The 15758-nt window shown below is 57.9% G+C and carries 18 protein-coding genes and 1 tRNA gene; 7 read left to right on the plus strand and 12 right to left on the minus strand.

Annotated elements, in window-relative coordinates:
• Positions 1-86: IS3 family transposase (locus tag RAE04_RS07520; RefSeq protein WP_239274592.1), on the plus strand; the 86-nt coding region annotated here is incomplete at its 5' end.
• Between the two features lie 62 nt (positions 87-148).
• Here RAE04_RS07520 and RAE04_RS07525 read toward each other — a convergent pair.
• From RAE04_RS07525 to RAE04_RS07560, 8 genes are all read right to left on the minus strand, one after another.
• Positions 149-1456, minus strand: coding sequence for an anaerobic C4-dicarboxylate transporter (locus tag RAE04_RS07525; protein WP_269952965.1), 1308 nt, complete (start codon positions 1454-1456; stop codon positions 149-151).
• A 352-nt stretch (positions 1457-1808) separates the two neighbouring features.
• Positions 1809-3368: an aspartate ammonia-lyase gene (aspA, locus tag RAE04_RS07530; protein ID WP_239282871.1), complete on the minus strand. Its 1560-nt coding sequence runs from the start codon at positions 3366-3368 to the stop codon at positions 1809-1811.
• 110 nt (positions 3369-3478) lie between these two features.
• Positions 3479-4324 carry an ATP phosphoribosyltransferase gene (gene hisG / locus RAE04_RS07535; RefSeq protein ID WP_198493054.1) on the minus strand — a complete coding sequence of 282 codons (846 nt, stop codon included), beginning with the start codon at positions 4322-4324 and terminating at the stop codon, positions 3479-3481.
• Between the two features lie 29 nt (positions 4325-4353).
• Positions 4354-4617, minus strand: coding sequence for a phosphoribosyl-ATP diphosphatase (locus tag RAE04_RS07540; protein WP_284838895.1), 264 nt, complete (start codon positions 4615-4617; stop codon positions 4354-4356).
• A 52-nt stretch (positions 4618-4669) separates the two neighbouring features.
• Positions 4670-5335, minus strand: coding sequence for an HAD family hydrolase (locus tag RAE04_RS07545; RefSeq protein ID WP_269953202.1), 666 nt, complete (start codon positions 5333-5335; stop codon positions 4670-4672).
• A gap of 184 nt (positions 5336-5519) precedes the next feature.
• The gene (locus RAE04_RS07550) at positions 5520-5903 is read right to left on the minus strand and encodes a hypothetical protein (RefSeq protein WP_317026941.1); all 384 of its coding nucleotides are present in this window, start codon (positions 5901-5903) and stop codon (positions 5520-5522) included.
• 24 nt (positions 5904-5927) lie between these two features.
• Positions 5928-7166: a cysteine--1-D-myo-inosityl 2-amino-2-deoxy-alpha-D-glucopyranoside ligase gene (gene mshC, locus RAE04_RS07555; RefSeq protein WP_317026942.1), complete on the minus strand. Its 1239-nt coding sequence runs from the start codon at positions 7164-7166 to the stop codon at positions 5928-5930.
• A gap of 25 nt (positions 7167-7191) precedes the next feature.
• The gene (locus RAE04_RS07560) at positions 7192-8046 is read right to left on the minus strand and encodes an undecaprenyl-diphosphate phosphatase (protein ID WP_299140021.1); all 855 of its coding nucleotides are present in this window, start codon (positions 8044-8046) and stop codon (positions 7192-7194) included.
• A gap of 66 nt (positions 8047-8112) precedes the next feature.
• Between RAE04_RS07560 and RAE04_RS07565 the strand changes: the two genes are divergently transcribed.
• Positions 8113-9159: a hypothetical protein gene (locus tag RAE04_RS07565; RefSeq protein WP_317026943.1), complete on the plus strand. Its 1047-nt coding sequence runs from the start codon at positions 8113-8115 to the stop codon at positions 9157-9159.
• 4 nt (positions 9160-9163) lie between these two features.
• The gene (locus RAE04_RS07570) at positions 9164-10279 is read left to right on the plus strand and encodes a quinone-dependent dihydroorotate dehydrogenase (RefSeq protein ID WP_225746937.1); all 1116 of its coding nucleotides are present in this window, start codon (positions 9164-9166) and stop codon (positions 10277-10279) included.
• 90 nt (positions 10280-10369) lie between these two features.
• Here RAE04_RS07570 and RAE04_RS07575 read toward each other — a convergent pair whose 3' ends face one another.
• Together RAE04_RS07575 and RAE04_RS07580 are read right to left on the minus strand one after the other, a co-directional pair.
• Positions 10370-10762: a hypothetical protein gene (locus tag RAE04_RS07575; RefSeq protein WP_287556307.1), complete on the minus strand. Its 393-nt coding sequence runs from the start codon at positions 10760-10762 to the stop codon at positions 10370-10372.
• Positions 10762-11301, minus strand: coding sequence for a YbhB/YbcL family Raf kinase inhibitor-like protein (locus RAE04_RS07580; RefSeq protein WP_005324806.1), 540 nt, complete (start codon positions 11299-11301; stop codon positions 10762-10764). The genes RAE04_RS07575 and RAE04_RS07580 overlap by 1 nt, the downstream gene beginning before the upstream one ends.
• A gap of 227 nt (positions 11302-11528) precedes the next feature.
• On the opposite strand from RAE04_RS07580, the gene RAE04_RS07585 reads away from it, so the two are divergent.
• From RAE04_RS07585 to RAE04_RS07595, 3 genes are all read left to right on the plus strand, one after another.
• A tRNA-Leu gene (locus RAE04_RS07585) sits at positions 11529-11614 on the plus strand.
• A 79-nt stretch (positions 11615-11693) separates the two neighbouring features.
• The gene (locus tag RAE04_RS07590; protein WP_317026944.1) at positions 11694-12410 is read left to right on the plus strand and encodes a TVP38/TMEM64 family protein; all 717 of its coding nucleotides are present in this window, start codon (positions 11694-11696) and stop codon (positions 12408-12410) included.
• Between the two features lie 54 nt (positions 12411-12464).
• Positions 12465-13043, plus strand: coding sequence for a MarR family transcriptional regulator (locus tag RAE04_RS07595; RefSeq protein WP_198493063.1), 579 nt, complete (start codon positions 12465-12467; stop codon positions 13041-13043).
• On the opposite strand, the gene RAE04_RS07600 is transcribed toward RAE04_RS07595, so the two are convergent.
• Positions 13040-13879 (minus strand): DUF3097 domain-containing protein, encoded by an 840-nt coding sequence (locus RAE04_RS07600; RefSeq protein ID WP_317026945.1) that lies wholly within the window; start codon positions 13877-13879, stop codon positions 13040-13042. The two genes, RAE04_RS07595 and RAE04_RS07600, sit on opposite strands and share 4 nt — an antisense overlap.
• 33 nt (positions 13880-13912) lie before the next feature.
• Between RAE04_RS07600 and RAE04_RS07605 the strand changes: the two genes are divergently transcribed.
• Complete coding sequence (locus RAE04_RS07605) at positions 13913-14686, plus strand: hypothetical protein (protein ID WP_317026946.1); 774 nt, start codon at positions 13913-13915, stop codon at positions 14684-14686.
• Here the strand turns inward: RAE04_RS07605 and RAE04_RS07610 are convergent.
• On the minus strand, positions 14683-15756 hold the full coding sequence (locus RAE04_RS07610; protein ID WP_317026947.1) for a ferrochelatase: 1074 nt from the start codon (positions 15754-15756) through the stop codon (positions 14683-14685). The genes RAE04_RS07605 and RAE04_RS07610 overlap by 4 nt on opposite strands.
• Between the last annotated feature and the right edge of the window lie 2 nt (positions 15757-15758).

Below are 15758 nucleotides of genomic sequence, written 5' to 3' on the forward strand. Positions count from 1 at the left end.
ACAACACCGAACGCATCCAACAACGACTCAAGGGTCTAACCCCGATGCAATATCGAAATCAGACCCTTGAAGCCCTAACCGCCTAGAATTAAACCAGTCCAACTTTCGGGGGCCAGTTCACCCTAGGGTTGGTTTTATCCTCCTTTAGTTATAGGAGGACGAAACCGAATGCATAGCCCAAGAGGACCGAGAGCACGATGCTGACCGTACCTGGGATCAGGAATGGGTGGTTGAATACGGCCTTGCCAATACGAGTCGAGCCGGTATCGTCCATTTCTACGGCCGCCAGCAACGTTGGGTAGGTTGGCAGGATAAACAGAGCAGACACCGCCGGGAAGGCAGCGATTGCGGTAATGGGGCTTACTCCCAGAGCAAGGGCTGCCGGCATAAGGGCCTTGGTCGTAGCTGCCTGCGAATACAGCAACGCTGCAGCGAAGAATAGCACCACTGCGAGCAGCCACGGCGAAGACTCAATAATGCTGCCGGCCATAGACTGAATATCGTCCATGTAGTGGTTGATGAGGCTGGTGCCCAGCCAAGCCACGCCCAGCACACAAATGCATGCGGACATACCGGACTTAAAGACCGGGGTATTCAAAACATCTCCCGCTGGGACCTTCGTCATCATGACGATGATGGTGGCTGCGGTGAGCATGACCGTCATAATGGCTTCATTGCGTGGCAGGGTCGGCTCAGCGATAAGACCTACCTGCTCCGAGGTCAGGGTGGCCCACGCCATCACGATGACGATGGCTACCAAGAACACGAGAACAGAAGCCTTGGCACCCTTCTGCGGCGAAAAGTTCGCTGCGCCGAGTGGTTCCTTGACTAGGCCTTGTGCCTTGCGCTCCAGGTAAACCGGATCATCTTCAAGCTCTTTGCCAAACTTATTGGCTACCCAGGCAGCTGGGAAGATAGACAGGAATGTTGCCGGGATAACGACCGCCAGTACCTGCAAGTAGCCCACCCCAGTCGGCTCCAGCAGGCTAGCAAGCAACACCACAGCTGCCGAAATAGGCGAAGCACAGATTGCCATCTGAGAGGCAACTACCGCGATGGACAGCGGACGTGAAGGGCGAACCTTACCCTCTTTGGCCACCTCGACAATAACAGGCAGCGTGGAAAACGCTGTGTGACCAGTGCCAGCAAGAACCGTCATTAGCCACGTAACAATTGGCGCGTAGAAGGTGATTCGCTTTGGGTTTTTGCGCAGGAACTTCTCCGCAATGTGCACCAGATAGTCCATACCGCCAGCTCGCTGCATTGCTGCGATAGCAGCGATGACGGTCATGATGATGCCAATGACATCGAAGGGGATGTCTTCCCTAGTGATGGGAACGCCGGTGAGACCCAGTGCCAACACACCGAGCCCGCCGGCCATGCCGATGCCAATTGATCCAATTCTCGCGCCCAAAACGATGGCGGCGAGAACGATGACTATATGAACAATAACCATGGACGTACTCCATACGCTCTCTATGCAAACTACGGGCACGCATCTCTATAAAGAGTGCATGCCGTCCTCAACATCTTCTATTTTGCACCCGCTGTGGTGATTTATTCATTTAAAATGCCTGTTTGTGTTGATTCCCACATAAACTAAGGATTTCGCTATAAAATGACCGGCATTTTAAGGTGCATTGTTCCTGTATAGGGCCATAAAAGATTAATTCGAATGGTGCTCCCCCATCATGCAAAATCCCCGCAGCCTCCGCCTGCTTTTCATCCCAGTGAAGTAAAAGTGGCGGCGACTGCGGGGTGACTTTTGCGCGGGCGCTATGCCCTGCTGCTCCTTAAGAGTTGTGGGCTTAGTCCTCGTCGATGAAGAGCTGGCCTCGGAACTCTGGGTGCATGAGGTTTTCTACGGACAGAACCTTATTCAAGGTTGCTTCATCCAGCAGCCCCTTCTCCAGGACGAGTTCCTTGACGCCCTTGCCGGTCTCCAAGGACTCCTTAGCAATCAGATCACCGTTGTGGTGGCCGATGAATGGGTTCAGGTAGGTGACGATACCAATGGAGTTCTCCACGTAGGCGCGGCACACATCAGCGTTGGCGGTAATGCCAGTGACGCACTTCTCGCGCAGAGCATCGACGGCGTTGCCCATGATGCGAATGGACTGGAACAGTGCTTCGCCGATGACTGGCTCCATGACGTTGAGCTGCAGCTGGCCTGCCTCAGCGGCCATGGTGACGACGTGGTCATTGCCGAAGATCTTGAAGCAGGTCTGGTTTACAACCTCCGGGATAACCGGGTTTACCTTACCCGGCATGATGGAGGAACCAGCCTGGCGGGCAGGCAGGTTGATCTCAGCCAGGCCAGCGCGTGGACCGGAAGACAGCAGGCGCAGGTCATTACAGATCTTGGCAAGCTTCATTGCTGCGCGCTTGATGGTGGCGTGCAGCAGCACGTAAGCGCCACAGTCAGAGGTTGCTTCGATGAGATCGCGAGCGGTCTTCATCTCCAGGCCGGTGACCTCAGACAAGGCTGCGGTGACTTGGTGACGGTAGCCAGCCGGGGTGTTCACGCCGGTGCCGATTGCGGTTGCACCCAGGTTGATCTCGAGCAGGCGGCGCTGTGCATCGCGCAGCAATGCCTGCTCCTCGTTCAGGTTATTGGCAAAGCCCTTGAACTCATCACCCAAGGTCATCGGAACGGCATCCTGAAGCTGAGTACGGCCCATCTTCAGGATGTCCTGGAACTCATTGCCCTTGACCTGGAATGCGGCACGCAGACCATCCATGCGCTCAATGAGGTGATCAACTGCTGCGTGCAGACCCAAGCGGAAGCCGGTCGGGTAAGCATCGTTGGTGGACTGGGACATGTTCACATCATCATTCGGGTTGATGATGTCATAGGAGCCCTTCTCCTCACCGAGGTACTCCAGTGCGAGGTTGGCAACAACCTCGTTGGTGTTCATGTTCAGCGAGGTACCAGCACCACCCTGGAAGACGTCCAGCGGGAACTGATCCATGCAGCGACCCTCTTCTAGGATCTGGTCACAGGCCCAGATGATGGCTTCAGCCTTCTTCTTGGGCAGTACGTGCAGGCGGCGGTTTGCCATGGCGGCCGCCTTTTTGACCTGGACCATGCCGCGAATGAAGTGCGGGATGGTGTTGATGGTCACGTAAGAGATCTGGAAATTCTCCATCGCGCGTACGGTGTGCACACCGTAGTAAGCGTCAGCGGGTACCTCCAAAGAACCAAGAAGGTCGGTCTCGGTGCGAGTCTTCTTGCTGGAGTTCTTCGGTGCCTTTTGTTCGGCCACCTTCTGCTGTGCGGCGTGAGTGGAAGTGTCAGCTTCCTTCTTCTTCACGTCCTTTGCTGCAGACTTGGTGTCCTTTTCTTCTTTCTTAGAGGACTTTGCCATGATGGCTCGGCTCCTTTGCCTGTCGAGACTTATATTCGAATGAGTAACCTCAACCGCTAATGTTAGCCGCGACTGAATCTATTTGGGCCGACCCAGAAAAACCACTCCCCCTAAAAGCGGGCGATACGTAAATCAGAGGCCAAAATTGCTTCCGCGCCAAGTTGGGAGAGTCGGTCCATGACTTGGTTAGCTTGCTTCTTCGGAACCATCGCCCGCACTGCCACCCAGTTCTCACGCGCTAACGGCGACACCGTTGGACCGGTCAATCCTGGAGTAATACCAGCGGCTGCGTCCAGGTTCGATTGAGCGATGTTGTAGTCGATCATTAGATAAGTGCGAGCGTGCAGAATTCCCTGAATGCGGTCGAGAACTACCTGCTCTTCTTCGGTGACCTCTACCCCTGTGCGCTTAATGACTACCGCCTCGGACTCAATGATCGGCTCCCCGAACGGCGCTAATCCTTGCTGCCGCAAAGTAGTACCAGTTGACACGACATCAGCAATAACATCGGCAACCCCGAGCCGGATGGAGATCTCTACGGCCCCGTCCAATCGAATAACATCGGCCTCAATTCCCTGTGCGGCGAGGTTTGCGCGGACAAGATTGGGGTACGACGTCGCAATCCGCCGCCCAGCCAGTTGAGAGATATCCCACTCCTCCCCTTGCGGCGCTGCGTACCGGAACGTGGAGCCACCGAAGCCTAACGGCAAAACTTCATCAAAGCTCGCTTTAGAGTCAAGTGCCAAGTCCCGGCCAGTAATGCCTAGGTCTAAGACCCCGCGGGAGACATAGATGGCGATATCTTTCGGCCGCAGGAAAAAGAACTCGACCCCGTTATTGGAATCCACTACGTTGAGCGCCTTGGAATGCCCGCGGCCCTTGTAACCGGCCTCTGCAAGGATCTCCACGGCGGCTTCTGACAACGAACCCTTATTGGGGACAGCTATCTTGATCATGCGGTTCCTTCCATCCTGTGGGGTGTTGCCTAGAGGTACTTATAAAGGTCTTCAGGGGTAAGTCCGCGCTTAAGCATCATGACCTGAGTCCAATAAAGCAGCTGAGACATCTCTTCCGCCAGCTCATCGTCGGACTGATATTCAGCGGCGATCCATACCTCCCCGGCTTCTTCGATGATCTTTTTACCGATGAAATGCTCGCCTTTATCCAGCGCAGCAACGGTGCCAGAACCAGCTGGACGCTGGTCGGCCTTCTCGGCTAATTCCGTAAAAAGAGTCTCAAAGTTCTTCACGCCTACCTATTGTTCCACAGGTAGTTAGAGAATGTAGGGGAACTCTAAATTTCTATTGCCGCACCGAAATCTTAGCGAACCACTCATAGACATCAGCGGCCTTAGCTCCCGCGAGGTGCCGCGAATCGCGGAGGCTAGAAATTTCGGTGACCTCGGTCGGTACCTCAACCTGATCGCCTTCGGGCAAACCGATAACCGCACAGCCGGCGTCAACTGCAGCGCGCATGCCGGTTGCGGAATCTTCGAAAACTAAGCAATCCGCGGGATCTGCTCCAATGCGGCGGGCGGCCTCGCGGTACATATCCGGCGCTGGTTTGCCGGCAGGAACCTCATCCCCGCAGATGGTATCGACGAAATAATGCCGCCCCAGAGAATCGATAGCTGCGTCAGCAACATTGCGCTCGGTATTGGTAGTGACCATCATGGGCACCCCATCGGCCTTTAGTTCCTGAAGCAGCGCAGGGATTCCCGGGAAAATCTCCAGCTGACGAGCAAAAAGGCCCTTGACATAGTCAAACATCCGGGCGCGGTAACGCTCGCTGTCACCGGGTTGTAGCGTCACCCCCGCGTTATCCGCGCAGATTGCCAAGGTGGTATCAAAGGTTGCGCCCACAGTAGCTAGGCGTTGGGTGGGAGTGAGCCGTTTGCCCAGCAGTTCTGAAAGATAAAATGTTGCCTCCGCCCAGAGGGGCTCCGAATTGGTGAGGGTACCATCCATATCCCAGAAGATGGCGGCGGGCTCAGTCAGGCTGGAAGCGGCGGTGGGGTGCGGCACAAGAATAAAGCTAGCTTTCTCTGTCGGGAAGGAAATAGTTTCGCCGTCCACGCTGTGGGCACACGGCGGCAAGAGCCAGCTGCGCAGTTGATGCCAGCTGGCGCTTACTAAGGCGCAAGGGCCAGATCTAAAAGTCCAGTTCCGGAATCTGCGACAGGGCTTCGTCGTCTGCCCCGGTGGCCGCGCTGGCGTTATAGATAAGCTCAGAGAGCTCTTCCTTTTCCTCTGGCTCGAGAACGGCATCGTGCTGAGCGCGATTAAAATCTGCCAACGTACGAACGGTCTTGGACAAGACGGTGACCAACTGCGGTCCGTCAGGATCGTCCGGAAGAGCATCCAGCCCATCGAGCATCTGCTCAAGGTGGCCGCGCAGTTCTGGAAGGACGTTGGCGTCAAACGGTGTCTCCCAGAACTCCTTTTCATCTTCCTTGAGGTAATCGCCGGTGGCGAAGGATTTCAGGTCACTAATGAACTCATCTACGGTGGGTTGGAAATCGGCGCGAATGCTCATGCTGTAGATACTGCCCTATCTTGCCTAAGCCTGCACGCCGAGGAGCGAATTTAGTGCGGTGCGGACCAAATCGGCCGCGCCGTCCTCGTCCGTGCCACGGTCGGCCTCTGCCCACTCATCCACGGCAGCGAGCGCGGCCGGGGTATCAAGGTCGTTCGCGATCGCGGCACGCAGCTTGGCGACGACCTCTTCGGCCCCTGCCATGCTTCCCGGCTGCGCCAAGGCCTCCCGCCATGCGGCGAGGCGGCGCTTAGCGGCGTCGAGCACCTCATCGGACCAGTCGCGCTCGTCGCGGTAATGGCCTGAGAAGACGCCCAAGCGGATAGCGGAGGGATCTTCACCCGCTTCTACGAGCTTGTGGACGAAGACGAGATTTCCCAAGGACTTAGACATCTTGACGCCCTCGAGCCCAATCATGCCGGTATGCACGTAGAACTGTGCCATGCGTTCAACGTTGAGGGCAGCCTCTGCGTGGGCGGCGGAAAACTCGTGGTGCGGGAACTTCAGGTCGCTGCCGCCACCCTGGATATCAAAGGAAGAACCCAAGCGGTTAGTAGCGATGGCGGAACATTCAATATGCCACCCCGGGCGACCAGGCCCAAAGGGCGACTCCCAGGCTGGTTCGCCCTCGCGGTGGGCGCGCCAGATGAGTGCGTCGAGCGGATTCTTCTTCCCTGGGCGGTCGGGATCGCCGCCGCGCTCAGCAAAGAACGTGCGCATCTCTTCGGCAGAGTAATTGGACTCATACCCAAAGCGCTCGGTGGCCTCGATGGAGGCGTAAATATCTGGGTGCTCGGGGTCGTCTACGACGTAGGCCGCTCCGGCATCAAGCAGCTTGTGCACCATCTCCACGATCTCGTCGACAGCCTCCATGGCGCCGATATAGTCCTGCGGCGGGAAAACGGAGAGCAGTTCCATATCGGAGCGGAAAAGGTCAATTTGAGAGGTGCCAAGCTCACGCCAATCCACGCCGTCACGTTCGGCACGTTCGAAGAGCGGATCATCGACGTCGGTGATGTTTTGGACATAGTGAACCTTCTTCCCGGCATCCAGGAACGCACGGTAGATGAGGTCAAAGGTCAGGTACGTAGCGGCATGGCCCAAGTGGGTGGAGTCATAGGGCGTGATGCCACACACGTACATGGTGGCGGTATCCCCTGCGACCTCTACGGGAGCGACGGTTTGGTTCGCAGAATCGTACAAGCGCAGCTGTTCCGCATCACCCGGCACAGGGCGGAAGGAAGGTATTGGCCAAGAATGCATAGCCACCATATTAACGCGGTGTGCCTTAGAGCGGCTGCAGGACTCCCAATGCCAGGAGGATCATGACGAGCACGCCGACCGGGATGCGGTAAGCGGCAAACCAAGAGAAGGAGTGGTTGCCCACGAACTTTAGTAGCCACGCAATGGAGGCGTAGCCCAGTACAAAGGCGATGCCAGTGCCGACCAGAAGCTGCAGGCCGGAGGCGGCTTGGCCGGATTCGGGAGAAAAGGCGTCGGGAAGCGAGAAAAGCCCCGAAGCCAGCACAGCCGGAATGGCCAGCAAGAAGCTAAAGCGTGTGGCTACCTCGCGGTCCAACCCCAGGAACAGACCACCAGAGATGGTGCCGCCGGAGCGGGAAACACCCGGAATGAGCGCCAAGCATTGGCACAGGCCCATAACAATGGCGTCTTTCATGGTCAACTGGTCAAAACCGCGTTCCTTCTTGCCCATTTTTTCTGCAGCGATGAAGACAAAGGAGAAGAGGATGAGCATTGCCGCGGTAATCCACAGGTTGCGCAGGGCGCCGCGAATCGCATCCTCGAATGCGAGGCCAATAATTCCGATGGGAATGGAGCCCACGATGACCATCCACCCCATGCGCCAGTCCTGGCCACGAGAGGACTTATCGGCCCAGCCGCGGAACCAGCCGGAGAGAATCTGCCAAATCATTGGGGCGAAATAGACCAGCACAGCCAGCTCCGTACCCAGCTGGATAACTGCGGTGAAGGACGCGCCGGCGTCGTTGCCCCAAAAAAGTTCGGAAACAATGCGCAGGTGACCGGAGGAACTTACCGGAAGAAACTCGGTAAGCCCCTGCACGATGGACAAAACAATGACCTGCGCCCAAGAAACAGCGTCAGTTGCGGTATTAGAAATCACCCGCTTCACACTACAGCCGCGCTGGGCTTCGAGTTTTTACAACGCGCGCTGTTAGGATTAGTAGCCGTGAAATCTCAATCTGGCTCCGCACTTATCCTTTCCAGTTTGCTGGCGCTTAGCGCCACCGCGTTGGCCGCCTGCCAGCCCGAAGTGGGCGTGGGCGCCGATCCAGAGACCGCGGTCAAGGGCAATGCCACCCCAGCGGCCTCCCCGGCTAAGGCGGATCCGGAAGGCACTGTGGTCGACCTTAAGGGAGACATCACTGACCTTGCCGTCTTTGATGACTCGCTGGCAGTGCGCACCAAAGACGAGCTTCTCATCGGTAGCCAGAAGGATTTTGAAGAGAAGAAGGCTACCTCGCTAGACCTTTCTGCGAAGTGTGGTGACCTCAGTTCTTCGGAGTCGGGTTTTGTCCTCGCCTGCCCAGATAAGGTTCTCCTGATCGATCCTGCATCCACGGATTCTCTCCAGGAGGTCCACATGGAGGAGGACTCCCCAGTTACCGCCGCCACCCAGCTATCCAGCGGCGAGATCTTTGCCACCTCGGCCGATTCCACCACGATAGGCATCTATAAGGACGGAAAGCGCGACGGAGATATCGAGGTGGAAGACGGCTCGGACCAGCTATTGGCCGTGCCCAATTCCTCAGGCGATGACGGAGTAGTGCGCATCCACCGAGAGGATTCCACTATCCAAAACGTGGACTGGACGAATGATCGCGCGGGCGGCCGACTGCGCGTTGGCCAGGGGGTCGGCAGCATCGCGGTAGGCGATAACGGCGTAGTCCTCGCCTCCGATACCGAGGGCGGCCGCTTGGCCGTCTACACTTCCGATGACGTTGTCCGCCTGCATCAATACGGCAACGTAGAGGGCACCCCATGGGGCGTAGCCTGGGATAATAAGCGCAATCTGGCGTGGGTGAGCGCCACCGATACCAATAAGGCTTATGCCTTTGAGATTGCCAAAGGCGTCCCAGAGCTGCGCGGAGATCTCTCGACCGTGCCGGATGCGCAAAATATTGCCATGCTTGGCGACGGCACCTTTGTCGCCGCCTCCGCCACCGGCCACGGGCTGCAGTTCGTGGACGCCCCGCACCTGAAGAAGGAGTCTTAAGAAGATGACCAGCACTATTGACCAATTGCGCGCGCAGGCCTACCAGCTTGCATTGCGCGGCATGTTCAAGCTCAGTCCGGAGCGGATACACGAGATCATCAATACGGCCTTGAGCGGACTCCAAGCTGCCGGCCCCGTCAACCGAGCCCTAGCAAAGATCCTGCCGGTCAACGATCCAGTGCTGCGCCAAGAGGTCTTCGGTGTAGAATTCCCCCGCCCGTTGGGACTTGCCGCCGGGTTCGATAAAAACGCCGCAGCTGCTGATACGTGGACTCCCATTGGCTTTGGTTATGCAGAGTTGGGCACCGTCACCGCCCAAGCACAGCCCGGCAATCCTGCGCCGCGGCTCTTCCGTCTGAAGGCCGATAAAGCCATCTTGAACCGGATGGGCTTTAACAATGAAGGTGCAGCAGCCGCCGCAGAAAACCTGCGCAAGCGTCGCTACAGCGATGTCATTGGCATCAATATTGGCAAAACCAAAGTCACCCCTGCCGAGCATGCAGTAGAAGACTACCGCCGCTCCGCGTCGGTGTTGGGCGACTTGGCAGATTTCCTGGTGGTCAACGTTTCTTCCCCGAATACCCCGGGCCTGCGCGACCTGCAAGCAGTGGAATCGCTGCGTCCCATTCTCTCCGCCGTGCAAGAATGCACCGCGGTTCCGGTGCTGGTGAAAATTGCCCCAGATCTTTCCGATGCCGACGTTGACGCCGTGGCAGACCTAGCCCTCGAACTCGGCCTCGACGGAATCGTAGCGACAAATACCACCATTTCCCGCGAGGGACTCAAGACCCCAGCCGCCGAGGTAAAGGAGATGGGTGCCGGTGGCGTATCCGGCCCTCCGGTAGCCGAGCGCTCCCTAGAAGTGCTGCGCCGCCTCAATGAGCGAGTCGGCGGCCAGCTCACCCTCATCTCCGTGGGCGGCATCTCCACGCCGGAGCAAGCATGGGAACGCATCACTTCCGGCGCTTCCCTGCTGCAAGGCTACACCGGTCTCATCTACGGCGGTCCGGACTGGATCCGCGATATTCACCGCGGCATTGCCGCTCAAATCCGTGCCCACGGTATGAGCAATATTTCCCAGGCGGTTGGCTCCGGTCTTCCTTGGAAGCCCTTGGATTAGTCCAGCCCAAGGTTGCTCAACACAAGGTCCGCCTACTTCTCCTGCTGCACGCAGAGGAAGTAGGCGGACCCTTTATCTTTGCGATGCTGACTAGGTTTGCGACATGGCGCTGCGCTTGAGGATCAGTGCGCACAACACCGCGAAGCCGGCGTAGAACACGACCCAAACCTGTGGTTGAGTGAATAGGATATCGCCGGGCAGAAAGCGGCTTATTGCAATGATCACAATGGCGATGACCAATGCTGCAACCTGCGCGCGGCTTCCCGCCTGACTCTTGCTCATGGTGCTAAAGGCCCCGACGATGACCGCGGCGACAATAATCGCCACTTTGGAATACGTCCATTCGAAGTCGACACCCCAACCATCCGTGAAGACGGAGATTAACGCAAAGAGCACCAGCACGAATGCGACCACTATGAAGGCGCCGCCGACCCGCAGCGCCGTCGGCGGGCTAGGCTGCGATGAAGTAGAGCTACTCGCCATTACTTCGCCTCGTACCAGCCCCACAAAATGGCGCGGCCAAGAGCGTGGAAATGCAGGTTGAACCCAAGCACGGTCGGCGAAGCATCTGGGTCGATGTCGAGCTTTTCTACGTCGACTGCATGGACGGCATAGAGGTAGCGGTGCGGGGCGTGTCCGGCAGGCGGGTTTGCACCGAAATAGGTGCGCTCGCCCGAATCGTTGCGCAAGCTAATGACGCCGTCAATCCCCAAGTCCTCGGCGGCACCGGCATTGGTAGGCAGCTCGCTTACCTCGACGGGGATATTGAACGCCGCCCAGTGCCAGAAACCAGAAGCCGTTGGCGCATCTGGGTCGAAACAAGTCACGGCCAGGGACTTAGTACCTTCCGGCAGTCCGGACCACGCAAGCTGAGGCGATACGCTCTCTGGGGCGCGGAGCTTCTCCTGGAGCTCGTCTCCTTCCACCACATCAGTGGACGAGAGAACGAAGGACGGGACATCGCGCAGCGGTGCGTAAGGATCTGGACCAGGAAAGCGGGAATCATCTGCGTAAGAAGTCATAGACCCATTTGTACCCCACCTCACAAGCCGATGTCGATGTGGTGTAACCTCCGCAGCCTGCATAAATTTTGCCGCACACGTGGAAAGCTCCCAACCAGACTTACAACCATGTATTTCCACACGCCGCTAACGGTAGCTTTTTCACGCCACACGCAGGCGATTTGTAAAGCAAGCCTCGAGCAGGATACAGTATCGGAGTGCCCAGCCGAGAGGCTGATAAACACCCTGCCCGGGTGGCGGAATGGCAGACGCGCTAGCTTGAGGTGCTAGTGTCCTATTAACGGACGTGGGGGTTCAAGTCCCCCCTCGGGCACAACGGACCGGCGGTTACCACTAAGGTAGCCGCCGGATTTTTCTATTCAGTACTCCCACAAGGACTACGATCTCCCCCCATGACCACACTTTTGAGTTGGGCGCGCAGCTTCGGCCATTTCCTCAAATCGCTCGCCTGGTCCGCCTGGCGGTCAATTCTCCAGTGGTCGATGCGTCGTTGGGTAGCCGTCCTCGCCGCCATCGTCACCGGCGTCACCCTCCTTTATTTCTTCGATCTACCGGACGTGTCCCAGCTTCGCGACGCTTCCACCCGCTATGGCGCGTGGTTCCCTCTCCTTTTCACCCTAGGTTATGTCATATTTACGCAGCTTCCATTCCCCCGGACGTTTTGGACGGTAGCCGCAGGAATACTTTTTGGCCCATGGAAGGGCCTCGCCCTCTCCTTGTGTGCCTTGACGGTGTCTGCGACCCTGTCGCTCCTCATCGTCCGCACGCTCCTCGGAGACTGGATCCGGCCGCACCTAACTCACCCCGCAGTGTTTAAAATCAATGCCCACTTGGAGCGGCGCGGCTGGCTGGCCATCGCTTCACTGCGAATGGTGGCCGGCGTCCCCTTCAGTCTCCTGAATTATGTTGCCGCACTAACGCCCGTGAAGCTTAGCCATTTCACCGTGGCCTCCCTCCTCGGTTCCATCCCGACTACTGCCCTCGGCGTCTTCTTCGGCGATGCCCTCACAGGCCACACCTCGCCCAGCATCATTGTCGCCATGATAGCTTTTGCCGCCATCGGTATGGGCGGGCTGTATATGGATTCACGTCTACCCACTCGCCCATAAGTCAAGTACGAGCGGTAGACTATTTCGCAATTGGTTCCTTAAGGAGGATTTTCTGTGCTTGCTGTCCACGCTCGCTACCGGGGCCGCTCCGTGCGTCGCGCAGAGTTGGTCCAACGCTCTGCAACGGCTCTATCCACCCTCAATGGTGTGGGCGAGTTCCACGTGCTCGGCGTGGAAGATATTTGCGCCGTAGTTGATTCAGCAACAGCAGTGTGCGACGTGGTCATGGCCTTGCTTGCCGACGGCGACTGGGCCATCGGCATCGGCATTAGCCCCGGCAACCAGGAAGATGAGGAAGGCGCGCGCCAGGTAGCAACCGCTGCATTGCGGAAGTCCGCCCGCATGGGGCAGGTCTACGCCAAACTCAATAAGCGCGGCCGCGCCTCGGAGGCGAGCGACATCGCGGCCACCTTTGCCCTGCTTGGCTACGTTTTGCACAAGCGCACCATCGAAGGGCGCGAAGCAACCTCGCTTGTCCGCGCAGGACTCAACCAGAATGAGGCCGCCGAAGAGCTAGGAATTTCCAAGCAAGCCATGTCGCAACGCCTCCAGGCGGCCGGCTGGAGCGCGGAGATGGCGGGATGGCAGTTGGCCGTCAACCTAATTGAACGCGCCAACCTCGCCCACCCCTAGAGCAAGTCGGACTTGCTCAACTCAGGTGTAGTAACGAAGTCCACGAGGCGCTCCACGGCGCCGATCAGGGTGGAGTCTAGGTCGCGGAAGGAATGTACGGCGTTATAGACATGGCGCCACCCATCCTTCGGGTCGCTCCACCCTACGCGGCGGCAAATACCGGTCTTCCAATCCTCGCCGTAGGGTACATCTGGCCATTCACGCAGGCCAACGCGCTGCGGCTTTACCGCCGCCCAGATATCGATGAAGGGGTGTCCAGTCACCAGGACATGCTCTCCCACGGTTTCCGTTAATCGGGTTTCCTTAGAGCCTTGAACCAAGTGATCCGCCAATACCCCGACCCTGCGGCCCGGCCCTGGCTGAAACTCTGCGAGGCGCGCCTCCAAGTTGTCCAAACCCTCGAGGTATTCGACTACCACGCCTTCCACACGCAGGTCGTGACCCCACACTTTTTCCACTATGGCGGCATCATGCACGCCTTCCACCCAAATGCGCGATGGCGCGGCAACCTTGGCCTCCACGTTCTCTACGCGGCGGGAGCCGGAGTTGGACTTACGGGGAGCCCGCTTTTCGACGTACCGGGTAAGCGTTACTGGCTTGCCTTCCACTAGGAACCCCCCTTTAACCAGGTTAAAGACCCGTTCTACGCCGTGGCGATCCTCAAGTCGTACCACCTCACCGAAAACGGTTTTATCCACGCCCATAACAGCACCCACAAAGTCATCGCCGCGCACTTCCACTACCATTCCGGGCTCGGCTGGCACTTCTGGGTACTGGCGCGGCTTCGACCGCGAGTGGCCAGCAAAAATATCTCCGCCATAAGGATCAAAACTCATGGCCCGTTAGTCTATCTACTAGACTGGCTCGCCATGGATATGCGCGCCGAAGTATGGTCACCTTTACAAAACACCGCCGTCTGGCTTGGCTCGTGGCTGTGGGGACATGAAACCACCGATGACTTGCTGGACGCGCTTACGGAACTAGGCGGACGTCCAGAATGCTTGGACGAATCCCCCTTCGTCGATATGTTAGCCATGCTGCGCGCGGAGACCTCCGAGCTTACCGCTCATCGCGGTGTACGTGCCGAGCCTATCGTGCGCCTCGCACTGTCTGGGCCAGGCGAGCCGCCTGCTTTGCCGGCGGGATCGGAGTCCTATCGCGCGGCTACACAAAGTTCTGCCGGAGCAATCATAGTTCGCACCAATGATCCCCTGCGTAACTTAGTCCTCATCCCCCACATTCGCCACAGCCATACAGCGTGGCAAGTGGTCGTCGAAAAGCAGCAGCTCCCCGCGCCCGCCTGGCTAAGCCCCGGTGAAGCCGACGCACTGCTTTCCCAAGCAACCAATGAGTCCGCCGAGCTCATCGCGGCAACCGGGTATAGCACCGAGGCCTTGCCCAACCCACGCCTCACCGTGGGAACTCTGAGCGACTTCTATGACACCCCCGGACTTCCCCGTTCAACGCCAGCCCGGTCAGCCAAGCTCTTTGCCCGGGCTGACCGGGTAGCCGCGATCATCGAAACCGTCACTGACCGCATCAAGGACCACAGCCTTGATCCACAATTGCTTCGCTTGTGGCGTCACATCCGCCAGGCCCGCATGACGGGCGTGTATTATGCGCTTGGAGAATTTGCCCGTTAACGGGACCGAATATCGCAGCACCCCGCTGCACACGGCGCACCATTGACTGTGCACCCTTGCACCGTGACACTCCCGCTGGTCTCCCACTCGCGGCTCTGCTCTAGTTCATCGATGAGATCAACAACCATCTCCGCAAAACGTGGAGTCGGACCCGCTGTACGGGTGCGCAGGACCTTGACACCCATCTCTTCGGCTGCCTTCTGCAGCTCGGAATCAAGATCCCAAATAACCTCCATATGATCGGAGATGAAGCCAATCGGGCATACCACGACCGTGTCGATGCCCTCGTTGTGGTGGATATCGTTGGTGTGATCAACAATGTCTGGCTCGAGCCACGGAGTGCGTGGATTACCCGAACGTGACTGCCATACAAGGTCATAATCAGAAATACCGGCTCGTGCGGCCACCAACCGCGACGCCTCAGCCACCTGGCGGGAGTATAGGTTTTTATCCCCTTCCGCGCCGCCCACGTTATCGTGCGCGACGGGAACTGAATGGGCGGTAAATAGCAAGCGGGTGGATTCCTTCTTTTCTTCCGGAACCCCTCCCCAGACCTCCGTGACAGCGGCTGCCATTTCGGCCACGAACTTCGGATGATCGAAGAATTGGCGAATCTTAGTAAATTCAATGTCCGGCAAACCCTGCTCCGCCAGATGCTCGCGCATCTGCTGAATGTCCTCATCATATTGCCGGCATGCGGAGTACCCACCCCATGCAGAGGTAGCGAAGACAGCTACCTTGCGCACCCCGTCCTGAGACATCTTTTCCGCAGTCTCACTGGCAAAGGGATACCAATTTCGATTGCCAAAGTAGACCGGTAGATTATGTCCGCGTTTTTTCAGCTCTCCTTCGAGATGATCGATGATTTCGCGGTTAAGTGCATTGAGCGGACTTACCCCTCCGAAGTGGTAATAATGCTCGCCCACCACTTCTAGCCGCTCGCGAGGGATACCTCGACCTCGGGTAACGTTCTCCAAAAAAGGAACGACCTCCTCGTTTCCTTCCGGGCCACCGAAAGAAAGAACGAGGAGGGCGTCGAAGTTTTGGGCATTCTGTTGTGCGTCAGTCATGC

The sequence above is a fragment of the Corynebacterium sp. CTNIH16 genome (genome assembly GCF_032821655.1).
Taxonomy (GTDB): domain Bacteria; phylum Actinomycetota; class Actinomycetes; order Mycobacteriales; family Mycobacteriaceae; genus Corynebacterium; species Corynebacterium marquesiae.